The organism is Pandoraea sp. PE-S2T-3, assembly GCF_002179965.1.
Classification (GTDB): Bacteria; Pseudomonadota; Gammaproteobacteria; order Burkholderiales; family Burkholderiaceae; genus Pandoraea.
The window spans coordinates 543,000-559,693 of the sequence record NZ_NGUQ01000007.1; the positions used below are offsets into that span (position 1 = coordinate 543,000).

General features: G+C 62.8%; 11 protein-coding genes. 7 read left to right on the forward strand and 4 right to left on the reverse strand.

What is annotated here, in order from left to right:
- Positions 1-1,109: 1,109 nt before the first annotated feature.
- Positions 1,110-1,751 (forward strand): MarR family winged helix-turn-helix transcriptional regulator, encoded by a 642-nt coding sequence (locus CDV46_RS04430; RefSeq protein ID WP_058376626.1) that lies wholly within the window; start codon positions 1,110-1,112, stop codon positions 1,749-1,751.
- 159 nt (positions 1,752-1,910) lie between these two features.
- The gene (locus CDV46_RS04435) at positions 1,911-2,363 is read left to right on the forward strand and encodes an SET domain-containing protein (RefSeq protein ID WP_087721898.1); all 453 of its coding nucleotides are present in this window, start codon (positions 1,911-1,913) and stop codon (positions 2,361-2,363) included.
- Between the two features lie 129 nt (positions 2,364-2,492).
- On the opposite strand, the gene CDV46_RS04440 is transcribed toward CDV46_RS04435, so the two are convergent.
- Positions 2,493-2,798, reverse strand: coding sequence for a 4a-hydroxytetrahydrobiopterin dehydratase (locus CDV46_RS04440; RefSeq protein ID WP_058376624.1), 306 nt, complete (start codon positions 2,796-2,798; stop codon positions 2,493-2,495).
- A 212-nt stretch (positions 2,799-3,010) separates the two neighbouring features.
- Positions 3,011-3,856: a phenylalanine 4-monooxygenase gene (gene phhA / locus CDV46_RS04445; RefSeq protein ID WP_058376623.1), complete on the reverse strand. Its 846-nt coding sequence runs from the start codon at positions 3,854-3,856 to the stop codon at positions 3,011-3,013.
- Between the two features lie 141 nt (positions 3,857-3,997).
- Here phhA and CDV46_RS04450 point away from each other — a divergent pair, with 141 nt between their 5' ends.
- A complete protein-coding gene (locus CDV46_RS04450; protein WP_058376622.1) occupies positions 3,998-4,510 on the forward strand; it encodes an Lrp/AsnC family transcriptional regulator in 513 nt (170 codons plus the stop codon).
- A gap of 91 nt (positions 4,511-4,601) precedes the next feature.
- Here the strand turns inward: CDV46_RS04450 and CDV46_RS04455 are convergent, their stop codons facing one another.
- On the reverse strand, positions 4,602-5,117 hold the full coding sequence (locus CDV46_RS04455) for an FUSC family protein (RefSeq protein ID WP_087690672.1): 516 nt from the start codon (positions 5,115-5,117) through the stop codon (positions 4,602-4,604).
- A 196-nt stretch (positions 5,118-5,313) separates the two neighbouring features.
- Here CDV46_RS04455 and CDV46_RS04460 point away from each other — a divergent pair, with 196 nt between their 5' ends.
- From CDV46_RS04460 to CDV46_RS04475, 4 genes are all read left to right on the forward strand, one after another.
- The gene (locus CDV46_RS04460) at positions 5,314-11,358 is read left to right on the forward strand and encodes an alpha-2-macroglobulin family protein (protein ID WP_087721899.1); all 6,045 of its coding nucleotides are present in this window, start codon (positions 5,314-5,316) and stop codon (positions 11,356-11,358) included.
- A 106-nt stretch (positions 11,359-11,464) separates the two neighbouring features.
- Positions 11,465-12,262: a lysoplasmalogenase gene (locus CDV46_RS04465; protein ID WP_087721900.1), complete on the forward strand. Its 798-nt coding sequence runs from the start codon at positions 11,465-11,467 to the stop codon at positions 12,260-12,262.
- 10 nt (positions 12,263-12,272) lie between these two features.
- Complete coding sequence (gene pbpC, locus CDV46_RS04470; protein WP_254915935.1) at positions 12,273-14,597, forward strand: penicillin-binding protein 1C; 2,325 nt, start codon at positions 12,273-12,275, stop codon at positions 14,595-14,597.
- Between the two features lie 219 nt (positions 14,598-14,816).
- On the forward strand, positions 14,817-15,788 hold the full coding sequence (locus tag CDV46_RS04475) for a delta(1)-pyrroline-2-carboxylate reductase family protein (RefSeq protein WP_058376619.1): 972 nt from the start codon (positions 14,817-14,819) through the stop codon (positions 15,786-15,788).
- A gap of 11 nt (positions 15,789-15,799) precedes the next feature.
- Here CDV46_RS04475 and CDV46_RS04480 read toward each other — a convergent pair whose 3' ends face one another.
- On the reverse strand, positions 15,800-16,672 hold the full coding sequence (locus tag CDV46_RS04480) for a heme ABC transporter ATP-binding protein (protein ID WP_087721902.1): 873 nt from the start codon (positions 16,670-16,672) through the stop codon (positions 15,800-15,802).
- Between the last annotated feature and the right edge of the window lie 22 nt (positions 16,673-16,694).

The following is a 16,694-nucleotide window of genomic DNA, read 5'->3' on the forward strand; positions in this document are numbered from 1 at the left end:
CTGTATGTATACATAGTAGTAGTTAACAAAGGCAGCCCACTGCTGTGGATAACCACAGTTAACGCCTTGTAAACATCAACTTGCCCGATTGAGAACTGGATGGACAAACAGCGGGTATCTCCAGAACAACTCTGAACAGTTTTTGCCCCCTGTGGAAAGATTCGCAAGTTATCCCGAACCCATGCACATGTACTCCGACAAGTTATCCATAAAGTTATCCACAGGCGCCTAAATATTGTGCAACAGACCCCCGAAAACACGGTTTTGTGGATAATTTTGACGTTCTCACTTCGCCGGAGAGGTTCGCGGCTACAATCTCGCCACTCCGTTTTTGTGACGTACCCCGCGTGTTGTCAGAAGTGATCGATGTTGGTTTTATTGGCTGTAACGCGCGAAATCGCGGTCGTCGTCCATTTCTTCACTTCGCATGTCAAAAAGGTGCTCTCACCGGACATGCCGATCAGCTCATTCCCCGAATTTTTCGCCGAACGGGTCGTTATGCGACTGAGGGTCGTCGTTCGTGTTTCAGAACATTTGCGTTCTGTCCGAAACGCAGGCGTGCTTCGTATACGCCAGCGCATGCGCTAAAGCGAAGCGGATCTCTCGATATTCGAGGCATTTTTCCCGGGGACGTAACAGGGACGCTCGTCAAACAAAAAGCGTCGCTACGGCCTGCGAGCCAAGTCCGGCGCGGCTTTGCACGGATGCTTGCGATTGGTGCGGGGTGCGAGACAAGACACGGCGTTACATCTATTGGCTTGGCGAGTGAATTCGCATGGGATGCGAAATGTTTTTGACGCTGTCACGATTCGCGCTGCGAGTGAGCAGGACACCAATATTTTGTAAACATCGCGCCTAGGATCTGGGAGATCAGTACAAGAACTGATACGCCAAAATTCGACTCAGAACACACAATGGAATCGTGGCGGGAAGGCAGGTTCAACAGCGACTTGCCGTCGCGTATCGACACGGAAGTGGGTCAGGGTTTCCCCCGGGCGGGGCGCCGAAATTGATGGAAAGGCAAGGCAACTCGTGTGATGCACCGCCTGATAGTAAATTTGACAAGCTGTTTTACCGACGTATAGTTTTTAGAAATCCTAACGAAAATCATGGCTACTCCGACCCCACTAGATGAAGCGCTCTCCAAGCGCGTAACGGCAGGTTTGTTGCGCATGGGAACGGCGTTACGGAGCCACGCCTGGGAGGGCGCGGCATTGGCTGGATTGACGCCGACGCAGGGAGAGATTCTGACGCTCCTGCTCTCGCGTGGCGTGCCGATGCGATTAGGTGAGATTGCGGAGGATGCCGCACTCACATCGGCCACGGTCAGTGAGGCCGTGAGCACACTGGAATCCAAGGGACTGGTCGAGAAACGGCGCGATGCCAACGACGGCCGTGCACTGGCACTTCGACTGACCGCACGCGGCCGTACCGCCGCCAAGCGGGCGTCGCAGTGGCCGAACTTCCTGACGACAGCGGCCGACTCGCTGGGCGACAAGGAATGTGCTCAGCTCTATCGCGCGCTGCTCAAGCTGGTCTTCACGATGCAAGAGCGCGGCGACATGCCGCCGCAGCGCATGTGTCTGACCTGCTCGCACTTCGAAGCGGCGCCGCGCGGCAAGGGCCAGTTCCATTGCAATCATTTCAATGCGACTTACGACGAATCGCGAATTCCTCTCGACTGCAATTCGCACGAGGACGCGGACATCGCCACACAGCGCAAGGTCTGGAAGCTCTACAGCAAGGCTTGAGCGACCGGCCATCCGTCGCAACGCCCAGGCGGCGCGAACGAGGGGGGAACGCCATCCGGCATGGGTGGCGTTTTTTTTCGTCGGGACTTGTCATGCACATGACCGGCGCGGCCCTGTACACTGCGCTCTTTTGTACCCACGAAACCTCGTCGCATATACATGTCAGCTAAGCGCAGAATCGAAGTCAGAAAATCCGGCGTCCACGGCAAGGGCGTATACGCGGTCAGGCGTCTCAAAAGAGGCGAACGCGTGATCGAGTACAAGGGCGAGGTCATTTCGTGGAAAGAAGCGTTGCGTCGTCATCCGCACGATCCGGCGCATCCCACGCATACGTTCTACTTCAGCCTGGAAGACGGGCGTTGCATCGACGGCAAAGTCGACGGCAACAATGCGCGCTGGATCAACCACTCGTGCGCGCCGAATTGTGAAGCGCGCGAAGAGGGCGAGCACGTGCAGATCTACGCCATGCGCGAGATCGACGCCGGCGAAGAGCTTTTCTATGATTACGGATTAGTGATCGACGCGCGTTACACCGCCAAACTCAAGCGCGAGTACGCCTGCCATTGCGGTAGCAAACAGTGCCGTGGCACATTGCTCGCACCGAAGAACTGACAGGGATCGATCGGGATATCAACCCGCGGCATCGGTGCGGACCGGGCCCTCAGTGGCCGCGATACCGTCCGATGCTGGGTGAAAAGTGGGAGAGTGAGACGTCGTGATCCGGCTGATATCCGGCTGAGTTCAGGCCGAGGCGCGATCGCCCGCGAACTGATCGATGGCGAGCGCCAGATCGACGTCGCGCTGGGTAAGACCATCCGCATCGTGCGTCGAGAGCGTGATGTCGACCTTGTTGTAGACGTTGAACCACTCCGGATGGTGATTCATCTTTTCGGCCTTGAGCGCGACCTGCGCCATGAAGCCGAAAGCCTCATTGAAATCGTGAAACGTGAAGCTGCGCTGGATCGCGTCGCGTCCAACCACCTGGTGCCACTCGGGCAGCACTTCCGCCAGGCTGGCGCGCGTCTCGGATGAGAGTCGTGTTGTCATGGCATTCCTTTCAAAGCGTATTCAGTACCGTACGAATCGAATATCGAATCGACGCGCCTTTTGAGCCCGTCGAATGGCTATTGTTTCACAGGCAGATGTGACGTGCGCAAGTTCCGCCCGGAGGGGGCAAAACCCTCAGGCGGCGCGTAACAACATCGGGTAGCAACATCGGAGGCGGCCCGGTCTTGCTCAACATCGACCGGGCCGGCGCGTCATGCCGGCAGAATGATCTGCGTATCTTCCGGCAGGCGAGCGTTGGCGGCGAACGATGGCTCGGCCGCCAGCGCCTTGAACAGCGCGGGCAAGTCGGCGCGCATGGCGTCGAACAGTTGCGCAAAGTCGTCGATGACGAAGTAGGTTTGCTGGAACGTATCGATGCGGTATTCGGTACGCAGTACCCGGTCAAGCGAGAAGCCGATACGGTTCGGTTCGTTCGAGGTCAGCGAAAACTCGGTTTCGCCGCGGCTCGAGACGATGCCGGCACCGTAGATGCGCAGGCCGTCACCATCGCGCATCAGACCGAATTCGACCGTGTACCAGTACAGACGCGCCAACAGCGGCAGTGCCCCGATTTCCTGCGCAACCTTGCCGGCCTGACCGTAGGCTTGCATGAAGTCGGCGAACACCGGGTTGGCGAGCAGCGGCACGTGGCCGAACACATCGTGAAAGCAGTCGGGTTCTTGCAGGTAGTCGAGCTGGTCGGGGCGGCGCATCCACCACGTGGCGGGAAAGCGACGATTCGCCAGATGGTTGAAGAAGACGTCGTCCGGCACGAGACCGGGCACCGCGACCACTTGCCAGCCGGTGGACGCCATGAGCTTTTCGTTCAGACGGGCGAACTCCGGCACGCGGCGGGCGTCCATGTCGAGAGCGCGAATGCCATCCATGAAGGCATCGCAAACGCGGCCCGGCAGCATGGCGGTCTGGCGTTCGTAAAGTTGTTGCCACACCGCGTGATCCACCGCGCCGTATTGCTCGACGGGTTGATCGATGGTGAAGTCGGGCCGGGTCGTGAGACCGGCGTCGAATTGCTCTTGGAGCATGGCGGTAGTGGACATGATGCTTACGTCTCAATCAGGCAGTAACAATGATTGAAAGTGTAGTGCGCATGGCATGCGAAATGGGCGCATAATGCGCCTGTGGTGAAAGCCGTTTGCATAAAGTTCGCAAAAATAAGCGATTTATTGCGGAGAATCGTCATGGTTGATCTGGATAGCTACGATCTGTCCCTGTTGGAGTCCTTGCAGAAGGACGGACGGGCCACGCATCATGAGTTGGCCAAAGATGTGGCGCTCTCCGCGTCGCAGATCGGCCGGCGGCTTCAGCGGCTCGAAGCGGCGGGCATCATCGAGGGGTATCGGGTGGTGTTGCGGCCTGAGGTGTTGGGCCTTGGGGTGACGGCGTTCACGACGCTACGCCTGCAACATCATGGCGATCACGTCATCGAGCGTTTTCAGGCCGAGATCGATCTGTTACCTGAAGTGCTTGAATGCCACGCGGTGGTCGGCGAGGCCGATTACCTGTTGCGCATCGTCGTGCCGGACCTCAATGCCTTGTCGGCCTTCGTGATGAAGCGCCTGATGCAGGTGCCGGGCGTCGAGAACGTGCGCTCGAATATCGTGTTGAGCGCCTTCAAGCGCAGTAACTCGCTGCCGCTGCACTATCTCGCACGCAGCACGGGTGTGCGCCGGGTGGTCGGCTCGGACGATTGATCGGGCTGGGCCCAAATGGCCCGCCTCGCATCGTCCGTCTTAGTTGCCTGCCGTAGTTGCCCGCCGTAATCGCCTGTCTTGGGCGCCGGCCTTAGTCGCCCGGCATCAGCCAGGGTTTGACGTAACGTCCGTAGATCAGCGACATGATGAGCGCGACGGTCGACCCGACCAGTACCTCGATCACGCGCAACATCGCGAGGCTCAGCTCCTCGTGGAGCCCCTGTCCCTGGCCGCTCAGCGCAGCGGACATCAGAATGACGACCGTGGCCGGCCCTAGCCGCCAATTGGCCGGATAGTTCTGCACCAGCATCGCCGCGAGCGTGGCGATGGTGATTCCCACCAGCATGGCCGCCAATCCCGGCCCCATGACCAGCAAGACAATACACGCCACGATGGCCCCGCTGATCGTATTGATCGAGCGCGCCTTGAAGTTGCTGCGCGCCTGTAACGGGTCAGGCTCGGTCACGATGATGAGCGAAATCATCGCCCAATACGGCTCGGGAAAGCCGGCCGCCCGCAGGCCGAACCAGACGATCAGCGACCCGGTGAGAATCTTGACCAGATAGACCAGCGCATTCTTCTTCGGATGGAGAAAGGCGATGGACATGGGGAGCAGTGGTGCGAAGACAGGAAGTTGGCAGTGTGACATAGGCCGCGTCCGGGGCGCACCGGCTGATTGTCCGAATCGCCGTGCTCTGGAATCCGAATTGCCATGAATACCTGCCGTTGTCACTGGGAAATGGTTCGAGATGCCAAAAAGTGCAGGGTAGAATCCGATGACCAGAAACCGGGAGGAGTCCGGCATGCACAGCCGAACACAGCGAACGCATCGAACGCAACGAGTCTGGCCGGCCGCGCCTTTGGCGCTGGCGGCACTTTGTCTTGGCGTCTTCGCGACGTCGCCCGCACACGCCGCGCGTGTGACGAGTGTGAGTCCGCAAGGCGAAGTCGCCAGCGTCGATCAGGTGGTCGTCAAGTTCGACGAAGCGATCGTCCCGGCGGGAGATCCGCGGGCGCAGGCACCGGCAAGCGTGCGCTGCTCCGACGCGAAACTCACTGGTGACGGTCATTGGCTCGAACCGAAAATCTGGGTGTACGACTTCAAGCAGTCGTTACCTCCCGGCGCGAAGTGCACGGTGGAGATGCGCAGCGGTTTGTCCGCCGTCTCCGGCACGGCGGTGTCCGGTACGACACGCTACGCGTTCAACACCGGCGGCCCTGCCGTGACGGGGATTCGCCCGTCGTATGGCCCCATCGACGAAAACCAGATATTCGTTCTCACGCTCAATGGCGAGGCCGACCCGGCCAGCGTGCGCCAGAACGCCTGGTGCGAGACCGAAGGCATCGGTGAGCGCATCGGTGTGAAGTGGATCGAGGGGGACGCGCGCACGGCGCTGCTCAAGCGGTTCAATCTGGATAAGCAGGCCTCTCGCGTGGTGATGCTGCAATGCAATCGCACGCTGGCCGCTGGCGCCAAGATGCATCTGGTCTGGGGGGCGGGCATTGCGACACCGTCCGGCGTGGCGACGCGCAAGTCGCGTCCGTTCGAATACGAGGTGCGTGAACCCTTCACTGCAAGCTTCAGTTGCGAGCGCGAGAACGCCAACGCGCCGTGCACCCCGTTGCGTCCGCTGCGACTGACGTTCAACTCGCCGGTCGCACGAGATATGGCGGCCAAACTGCGCGTCACAGGCGCGGGGGCCGATCGCAGCCCCAAGATGGATGCCTCGGATCGCTCGGCCAGCGTGACCGACGTGACGTTCGATGCACCGTTTCCCGAGAAAGCGGAACTGACCATTACGCTGCCCAAGGGCTTCGCCGATGACAGCGGACGTCCGCTGGCCAATGCCGGTGAGTTCCCGCTGCATACCAAGACGTCGACGATGCCGCCGTTGGCGAAGTTTGCCGCCGCGCCGTTCGGTATCGTCGAGCGATTTGCCGAACCCGGCATGCCGGCGATGTTGCCCGTGACGTTGCGCAAGGTCGAGCCGGCGTTGCAGATCAACGGTCTTGGCGTCGCGGGTGAAGCGGCCGCCAACGGGCGCACTCTGCAACTGCGCGTGGAGGACGACACGCAGGTGCTGGAGTGGCTCTCGCGAGTGCGCCGTTTCGACGAAACATGGATGACGCGCAAGCAGATTGCCGGCGACATGCCGTCGATTCTCACGGCGCCAGCCGCCAAGGACAGCTTTGGTCCGAACGCTGCCGCGATTACCGAAAACAAGGTGACGCGTTACGACACGCGCAGCCTGTCGCTGCTCTCCGGCCTGCCGGGCGTGCAGGCCCTGACGCTGCCGGTGCCGAAGGAAAAGGATCCGCGTCCGTTCGAAGTTGTGGGTATCCCGTTCCAGAAGCCGGGCTTCTATGTGGTGGAGCTGGCATCGCCTTCGCTGGCGGCGGCGCTGTTGGGCAAAGCGGTGCCGATGTATGTGCGCACCACCGTGCTCGTGACCAACCTTGGCGTGCATTTCAAGATGGGCCGCGATAACGCCGTCGCGTGGGTGACGACGCTCGACAAAGGGCAGCCAGTGCCCAACGCCAGCGTGCGCGTGCTCGATTGCGACGGCAATGAAGTCGGCACCGCCGTGACCGACAAGACGGGCGTCGCAAAGATCGACAAACCGTTTGAGAGCTACAAGTACTGCGAGAGGACCAGTCGATCGGGCTACTTCGTCGTCGCCCGTACGAAGGGCAACGACCCCGACATGGCCTTCGTTTCGTCGGACTGGAACCGCGGCATTGAACCGTGGCGTTTCCACGTGCCGACCGATGGCGGCAGCAGCCCGACCGTGCGTGCACAAACGGTGTTCGATCGCATGTTGTTCCGCGTCGGCGAGACCGTCTCGATGAAGCACTTCATCCGTCAGGAAACGATGCAGGGCTTGTCGTTGCCCGGTGGCTTGCCGTCGCAACTGACCATCACGCATGAGGGATCGGGGCAGACCTATACGCAGCCCGTAACCTGGCGCAACGGTCGGCTGGCGGAGAACTCGTTCCAGATTCCGCAAGGTGCCAAGCTTGGCGAGTATTCGGTCACGCTCGACTACACCGACGGCGACAAGCGGCCACCGAATTACCCGGCGTCGCTCGATGCCGGACGTTTCCGTGTTGAAGCCTTCCGCCTGCCGGTGCTGGCGGGCAGCATCGGCGTGCGCGACGCAGCGAAGTCGCCGCTCATCAACAAGACGGAAGCACCACTGAATGTGCAGGTGAACTACGTGGCAGGCGGTCCGGCGGGGAATTTGCCGGTACGCGTGTCCGCGTTGCTGCGTCCGCGTGATCTCACGTTCGACGGATATGACGATTTCAGCTTCACGCCGTATCGTCCGCCGTCGGCACAGACGGGCGCGTCGGATGACGATGATCAGAATGGCGACGATGGGGCAGGGGCGAGCGACCAGAAGCTTGTTGCCGACAAGCAGCGTCTGGTGCTCGATCGCAATGGCGCGGGCAGCCTCACGCTCAAGGATCTGCCGAAGGTTGACCGGCCGAGCGATCTGGTGCTGGAAGCGAGCTTTGCCGATCCGAATGGCGAGATTCAGACGCTGCGCGGTAACGGCACGCTGTGGCCGGCCAATCTGATCACCGGCGTGCGCAGCGAAAGCTGGGTATCGGTGACCAACAAGCTGCCGGTAAAGGCGATTGCGCTGGATCTGCAAGGCAAGCCGAAGGCCGGCGTGGCGATGGACGTGCGTGCCGAGGCGCGCATTACCACCAGCAGTCGCAAGCGGATGGTGGGGGGCTTCTACGCCTATGACAATCGCACCGAAATCAAGGATCTCGGGACGGTGTGCAGCGGCAAGACGGACGATCGCGGGCTGCTGTCGTGCGATGTGTCTCTGACCCAGCCGGGCGAAATCACGCTGGTGGCGCAGGCCAAGGACGACAAGAGCAATCTGAGCACGGCCACGACCAGCGTCTGGGTGACCGGACGCGGTGAAGTGTGGTTCGGCGGTGACAACACCGATCGCATGGATGTGCTGCCTGAGCGCCGCAACTACGAGCCGGGTGAGACGGCCAAGTTGCAAGTGCGTATGCCGTTCCGTACCGCGACCGCGCTGGTGTCGATCGAACGCGAGGGCGTGATTGAGACGCGCACGATGGAGATTTCAGGGAAGGAGCCGAATATCTCGCTGAAGGTCGACCCGTCGTGGGGGCCGAACGTCTATGTCTCGGTGCTGGCGGTGCGTGGACGTATTCACGAAGTGCCTTGGTATTCGTTCTTCCAGTGGGGCTGGAAGCAGCCGCTCGAATGGTTCCGCGCGTTCTGGTACGAGGGGCGCGAGTATCAGGCGCCCACAGGGCTGGTCGATCTGGGCAAGCCGGCCTATCGCTTCGGGGTGACGGAGCTTCGCGTGGGCACGGCCGGTCAGCGTCTCGGCGTCGAAGTGAAACCGGACGCGGCGACTTACCCGGTTCGCGGTCATGCCAAGGTGCGCATCAAGGTGACGCAGCCGGATGGCAAGCCGATGCCGGCCGGGTCTGAAGTGGCGCTCGCCGCCGTGGACGAGGCGTTGCTGGAACTGGCGCCGAACACCAGTTGGAATCTGCTCGACGCGATGTGGCAGCGCCGCAGCTACAGCGTGACGACCGCCACGGCGCAGATGGAGATCATCGGTCGCCGACACTACGGCCGCAAGGCCGTGCCGGCAGGTGGCGGTGGGGGCAAGAGCCCGACGCGTGAACTGTTCGACACACTGCTGTTGTGGCAGCCGCGCGTGGTGCTCGATGACAAGGGCGAGGCGAGCGTCGATGTGCCGCTCAACGACGCGATATCGAGCTTCCGCATCGTGGCGATTGCCGACGACGGCAAACCGGGTGATGCGAGTGCCAAGGCGCTCGGCTGGTTCGGCATGGGTACGGCGACGATCCGCACCACGCAGGATCTGCAACTGATCTCGGGGCTGCCGCCGCTGGTGCGCGAGGGCGATAACTATCGCGCGCAATTCACGGTACGCAACACGACGCAGCACGCCATGCAGGTGCAACTGACCGCCCGTGCAACGCAACTCACGCTGGCACCGCAACGTATCGACGTGCCGGCGGGTGAATCGCGCGAAGTGGCGTGGGAGGTCACCGCGCCGACGGGGCTGGCGGATACCCGCGCGCAACGCGTGATTTGGGAGGTCTCGGCACAGGCGCCTGCGGTGAGTGGCGCGGCGGCGGCGAGCGATGCGATCAAGGTCGGCCAGGATATCCAGCCGGCATTGCCCGCGAGCGTGCAGCAGTCGGTTCTCACGCAAGTGGAAGGCAGCCTCACGTTGCCGATGGCGGCACCGGCCGGTGCCGTGGCCGACAGCACAGGCAAGTTGCGTGGCGGCGTTCGCGTGAGCTTGCAGCCGCGTCTGTCGCAAGGGTTGCCGGGCGTGAAACGCTGGTTCGAGCTGTATCCGTATGCGTGTCTCGAACAACAGGCGTCGAAGGCATTGGGCTTGCGTGATGTCGCGCAGTGGAAGCGAGTGACCGGGACGCTGCCGTCGTATCTCGACGAAGACGGTCTGGCCAGCTACTTCCCGCCGCAAGAAGGTTTTGCCAATCAAGGCAGCGACACGCTCACTGCCTATCTGCTTGCGGTGAGTAACGAAGCCAAGGCACTCGACCCGGCGTACGCCATTCCCGATGACGCGCTCGCGCGTATGCAAGACGGGCTGGCGGCGTTTGTCGAAGGTCGCCTGACTCGCAAGTTCTGGGCACCGCGCGATGACCTGACGCTGCGCAAACTCACGGCGATCGAAGCGCTATCGCGCTATGGCCGCGCCAACGCTCGGATGCTCAGTTCGCTGACGATTGCGCCGAACGACTGGCCCACGTCGGCTGTCATCGATTGGTACGCGATTCTGCAACGCTTGCCGGATGTGCCGCAGCGCGCGGAGCAGATGGCACAGGCCGAGCAGATCCTGCGGGCGCGTCTGTCGTATCAGGGCACACGGGTGGGCTTCTCGACGCAATCCAGCGATGGGCTCTGGTGGCTGATGGTCGGCCCGGAAACCAACGCGGCCCGACTGGCGTTGTTGATGAACGCGAACCCGGCATGGAAGGATGAAATGCCGCGTCTCGTCATCGGTTTGCTCGGGTTGCAATCGCGCGGCGCGTGGTCGACGACTACGGCAAACGTGTGGGGCGGGTTGGCCGTGGATCGCTTCTCGGCGCGTTTCGAACGCGACACGCCGACGGGGCAGACGGCCATCCAGTGGCAGCGCGACAACCAGACGAGCGGTGGCGTGCAGACCGTCGACTGGGACAAGCTGAAAGCGGGCACGGTGCCGCCTGCGATATCGCTGCCGTGGCTCGCGCAGACCTCCACGGGTGCCGACAATGGCCGCGACGTGTTGCGGATGGACCAGACCGGCGCAGGCAAGCCGTGGGCGACGATCCAGAGTCTTGCGGCGGTACCGCTCAAGGCACCGTTCTCGGCGGGCTATCGGGTCACGCGCAGCGTGCAGGTGCAGGATGCGGCCGATAAATCGGGCGACAGCTATATGCGCGGTGCCGTGCTGCGTGTGCGGCTCGATATCGATGCGCAGGCCGATATGCGCTGGGTGGTCGTGAGCGATCCGCTGCCGGGCGGTGCAACGGTACTGGGTGGCGGGCTGGGTCGTGACTCCGCCATTGCGACGCAGGGCGAGCGCAGCGAAGGTGCCATGCCGGCATTCGAAGAGCGTGCGCAGGATGCTTACCGCGCGTATTACGACTATCTGCCGAAGGGCCAGCATCGCATCGAGTACACCGTGCGTCTGAACAACGTCGGCAAGTTTGCAACGCCGCCGACGCGTGTCGAAGCGATGTACGAACCGGCCATGTATGGCGAGTCGCCCAACGCTGTTGTGCAGGTCATTCCGGCCAAATGATTCGCCGAGTGACCGGCCCGTGGTGCGCCGTCGATCAATCGCCAGATGATGGTGATTGCGAGGGCGCATCCTGGCGAAATCGAATGAATCGGAGCTTGAGGGCGCAATGACGTCGAACTTCTTCCAGCCTGCGGCGGCGCTGCCGCGCGAAGCACGACGCTTCTGGTGGCTCGCGGCCGCCGCCGGTGCCGCCTATGCGGTGTCGTTGCGCGGCGCACCGTATCCCGATCAGGCCGTCGCCAAGGTCTTCCTGTGTGTGATGTTGCTGTTCGCGGCGCTCTACCATCGCGAACACCGCGAGCGCGTGTGGTTGTGCGCGGCGTTGGTCTTCTCCGGGGCGGGGGATGTGCTGCTGGCATTGCCTGCGATGGCACAGGGCTTTGTGCTTGGACTCGGCGCGTTCCTGTTGGCGCATCTTGCCTACTTCGTTCTGTTCTGGCGCGTGCGGCGCCGGTGGTCGCAGGTGCCCGCGTGGCATCGGGTCGCGATTGTGCTGGTATGGATCACGGCGGCGCTCGCCTACGTGATGTACTGGCCCGGTATGGGCGAATTGAAGGCGCCCGTGGCGTGCTATGTGATCGTGCTGGCGATGATGGCATCGGCGGCGCTGCTCGCCGACGTCGGGGGAGAGTGGGCCGCCGTCGGAGCGTTGCTCTTTACCGTTTCGGATGCCCTCATCGGCACCACCCGCTTCGTCGGCAGCGTGCCGGCTCAGGAATACGCCATCTGGATTCTCTACGGGCTGGCGCAGTTGCTGCTCACGGCCGGTATCTTGGCCAAACGCCCGGGCACCGACGTACGCGCTTCCGGTGCAAACAGCGGGAGCGGCGGCAGCGGTGAACGTGGTGACGGTGGTGAAGGTGGTGAAGGTGGTGAAAAGAGTGGAGACGCCCGCTGTGCCTGACCTTCGTCGTCTGACGGCGTCCGTCGTCGTCGCGCTTGCGCTATGCACGCTACAGGCAGTGCAGCCCGCGCACGCGGTGCCGTCGTTTGATGAGGTACGGCAGGATTGGCGCGCGTCCGACTGGATATTGCTCGATCGGCACGGGCAGCCATTGCAGCGTTTGCGTGCCGACATGCGTGCGCAACGTGGCGATTGGGTCACATTGGCCGACGTCTCGCCCGCGTTCCGGCAGGCATTGATCGTCTCCGAGGACAAGCGTTTTTACGAGCACAGCGGCGTCGATTGGCGAGGTGTCGCGGCGGCAGCGTGGGGCAATCTCTGGCACTCACGAACGCGCGGTGCATCGACGCTGACGATGCAGTTGGCGGGTTTGCTTGACGACGATTTGCGGCCGAACACGCGCAATCGCTCGATGACGCAGAAAGTCGGTCAGGCTGCGACAGCGGTGTGGCTGGAACAACGCTGGCGCAAGGATCAGATTCTCGAGGCGTATCTGAACCTCGTGCCGTTCCGGGGGGAACTGGTCGGGCTCTCGGCGGTGTCGCAGACGCTCTTCGGCAAGCTTCCGATCGGACTGGACGCACGCGAGTCTGCGATAGCCGTGGCGCTGTTGCGTGCGCCGAATGCGCCCGCTGCACGAGTGTCGCAACGGGCCTGCGGCATTCTCCGCGACATGGCGCAAGGTGGCCTCGGCGGCGTTGGCAGTGTAGGCGGCGCGGCCAACGACTGCAACGGACTGGAGGGTTACACGCAACTCGTGTTCTCACGTCCTGCGGCCGTCATGGCCACGCGCGACGCGGTCAATCTGGCACCGCATTTCGCGCGCCGGTTGTTCTCGGTGAGCCGGCCACCCGCCGGAACGCGTCTGACGAGTACGCTCGACGCGAATCTTCAGCGCATGGCCGCCACCACACTGCAACAGACGCTGCGGGAGCTAGGCGCACCCGGGCGTTCACGCAACGTGCAGGATGGCGCGCTCGTGGTTATCGACAACGCCAGTGGCGACATTCTCGCGTGGGTCGGCTCGTCGGGCGCGCTCTCGGCTGCGGCACAGGTCGATGGAGTGACTTCGCTACGTCAGGCAGGCTCGACGCTCAAGCCCTTCCTGTATGCGCAGGCCATCGCTGAACAGCGAATCACGGCGGCGACGTTGCTCGACGATTCACCGCTCGATTTGCCGACAGGTGGCGGGTTGTATATCCCGCAGAACTACGACCGGCACTTCAAGGGATGGGTCAGCGCTCGCACGGCGCTCGCATCGTCGTTGAACGTGCCTGCGGTGCGCACGTTGGTGATGGTGACGCCGCGCCGTTTTGCGCAGACGTTGGTGTCGCTGGGTTTGCCGCTGACGCAAAGCGGTGACTACTACGGTTTCAGCCTTGCGCTGGGCAGTGCGGACGTCACGCTGCTATCGCTGACGAACGCCTATCGCGCGTTGGCCAACAACGGTGTGGCGAGCGCCACGCGCGATCAGATGCCGGTAGCCGCCCGCGCAGGCACCGGCAAACTCGCTGCCAACGCCAACGCCAACGCCAACGCCAACGCCAACGCCAACGCCAACGCCAACGCCAACGCCAACGCCAACGCCAACGCGACCGTTTTCTCGCCGCAGGTGAGTTTTATCGTGTCCGACATGCTCTCCGATCGTCAGGCGCGTACGCGCACGTTCGGGCTGGACAGTCCGCTCTCCACCCGCTACTGGACGGCCGTCAAAACCGGCACGAGCAAGGACATGCGCGACAACTGGGCAGTGGGCTATTCGCGTCGCTATACGGTCGGTGTCTGGGTGGGGAATGCGGATGGTGCGCCTATGTGGGACGTCTCCGGCGTCTCGGGGGCCGCGCCGATCTGGCATCGCGTGATGGACTATCTGCACCGCCGCACGGCCAGCCTGCCGCCACCGCCACCGGCGGGCGTGGAGCATGTCGCAGTGCAGTATGCCGAGCACGTCGAACCCGCGCGCGAAGAGTGGTTTCTCGCGGGCACGGGGCAAAGCACGATTGCCTTGTCGTCGCTCGCTTCGAAAGCACCGGGCGGCCCGCTCTGGCGCATTTCCGGTCCGGCCGACGGCACCATCGTCGCGCTCGATCCCGATATTCCGCCCGCTAATCAACGCCTCTGGTTTCAGGTGGCTGCGGCATGGCCCAAGGGGGCCGCGTGGCGACTCGATGGCAAGCCGTTGAGTGGCGGTGCGCGCGTGAGCTGGTTGCCCTGGCCGGGACGACATACGCTCGAACTCGTCGATGCCTCAGGCACGGTGCGCGATAGTGTTCGTTTCGAGGTACGCGGAGCGAGCGTGAATGACGGCAAGCGCATGCGCAATGCGAGTCGCTGAGCGCATGTGCGCTGCCGATGAACTGAATCTGCCTGGAATGTGCTTATTCCGCCACAAGGATTGCCCTGATTAATTTTTGATGAAGCAGACGCGTCGACGCGATGCGCGCTACACTAAAAATCAGACTTGGCAATGTTGGCAATACGTGACGCGATGTGTCGGTAGCGAGTCGAAACGCCATCGGACTGTGCGGACACGCCCTGTAGCGGAGACACATCGATGATCACGCTGGATGCGCGTCAAACTGCGCAGTTGCTACCCTATCCGCAATTGGCCGATGGTATCGAGGCCATGCTCATGGAGATGCGCTCGGGCACGGCGCGTGCGCCGGAGCGTCTGCATTTTCCCCTGACCGAACCTGAACGCGGCCGCCGTGGCGGTGTGCTGCTTGTCATGCCCGCCACCAATCGCGATGTTGCGATGACCAAGCACATCACGGTGCATCCCGAGAACTGTCGTGCGGGCAAGCCGTCGATCATCGGCGAAGTGATGGTGTTCGATCCCCACACCGGCGAGCGTCTGATGTTGCTCGACGGACCCACGGTGACCGGGCGCCGTACAGCAGCCGTCACGCTGTTTGCCGCTCGCAAGTTTGCCCCGCGACCGCAGGGGCCGGTGCTGATTGTCGGCGCGGGTGTGCAGGCGCGTGCGCATCTCGAAGCCTTTGCTGCCGGCATGGGCACCCGTCACTTCATGATTTTCTCGCGCAGCCCGGAGCGTGCGCATGCGTTGGCCGATCATGCCGCCACCCTTGGCGTGGAGGCGACGGTAGTCGACGCCATCGAGCCGGTGCTGAGTACGGTGAGCATCGTCATCACGGCCACCACGAGCAGCGAACCGGTGTTGCCCGACAGCGATGCGATGCGGTGGCGTGACGACATTTTTGTCGCCGGCGTCGGCGCGTTCCGGCCCGACATGCGAGAACTGCCGCCGCAGTTGTGCCGTGACGCCGCGGTGCGCGGAACGCTGGTTGTCGATACGTGGGAAGTCAAACACGAAGCGGGCGATTTGCTGCATGCCGCGATCGACTGGGGCCGTGCAGCACCGTTGATGGACGCCATCATCACCCCCGACCGTTTCCGCGCCAGCGGCCCGGTGCTGTTCAAGAGCGTGGGTTACGCGCTGTGGGATCTGGCGGCGGTGCTGTGCGCACGCGCCAATCTCAAAAAGGATGGTGTGCCGGAAGCTTGAGTGGCGATTGACTACGCTGGCAGCGCAATCGGCACGCCCGCCGCCCCCGACGAGACATGAGAAAGGTGCGTGAGGTCGGGGGTAATCACATGCACGGGCAGACCGAGCGTCTGCTCGATCAGATCGGCACGCATGATCTCGCGCGGTGTGCCTGTCGCAAGAATACGGCCGTCGGCCAGCAGCGCCATCCGGTCGGCATGGCGCGCCGCGAGGTTGACGTCGTGCACGATCGCCATCGCACCAAATCCCCATGACTTGGCCAACTCACGTGTGAGCGAGAGCAGATGATGCTGATGCGCGAGGTCGAGCGCCGCCGTCGGCTCGTCGAGCAGCAGATAGCGCGGTACTGAAGCCGCCGTCTCCTTCGGCGTACCTGAAGCACCCGAAGCATCCGATGGCCACAACTGCGCCAACACCCGCGCGAACTGTACCCGCGCCCATTCGCCACCGGACAGCGTCGTCACGTCGCGATGCAGCAGCGCTCCCGCGCCTACGCGTTCCAGCGCCGCCGTCGCAATCTCCGTGTCGCTGGCACCACGTGCGTTGCCGCGTCGCGGTGTGGCAAACGGCAAACGTCCCATCGTCACAATTTCCAGCGCGCTGAACGGAAACGACAACTGCGCGGTTTGCGGCAACACGGCACGCAACCGAGCCAGCGCGGCCGTGGTGTATTGCGCGAGATGCGCGCCATTGAGCGTGATAGCGCCAGACACGCGCGCGCGCGGCGACATCGGCTCTCCGGCGAGCGCTTTGAGCAACGTACTCTTGCCTGCGCCATTGCGCCCAAGCAACACCAGCAATTCGCCGGGACGGATGTCGAGCGACAGGCCGTCGAGCACGGGCGAATCGGTGTGAGCAATGGTCAGATCGTGGGCGCTAAGCATGTTGAATTCCTGTCGGGTGTCG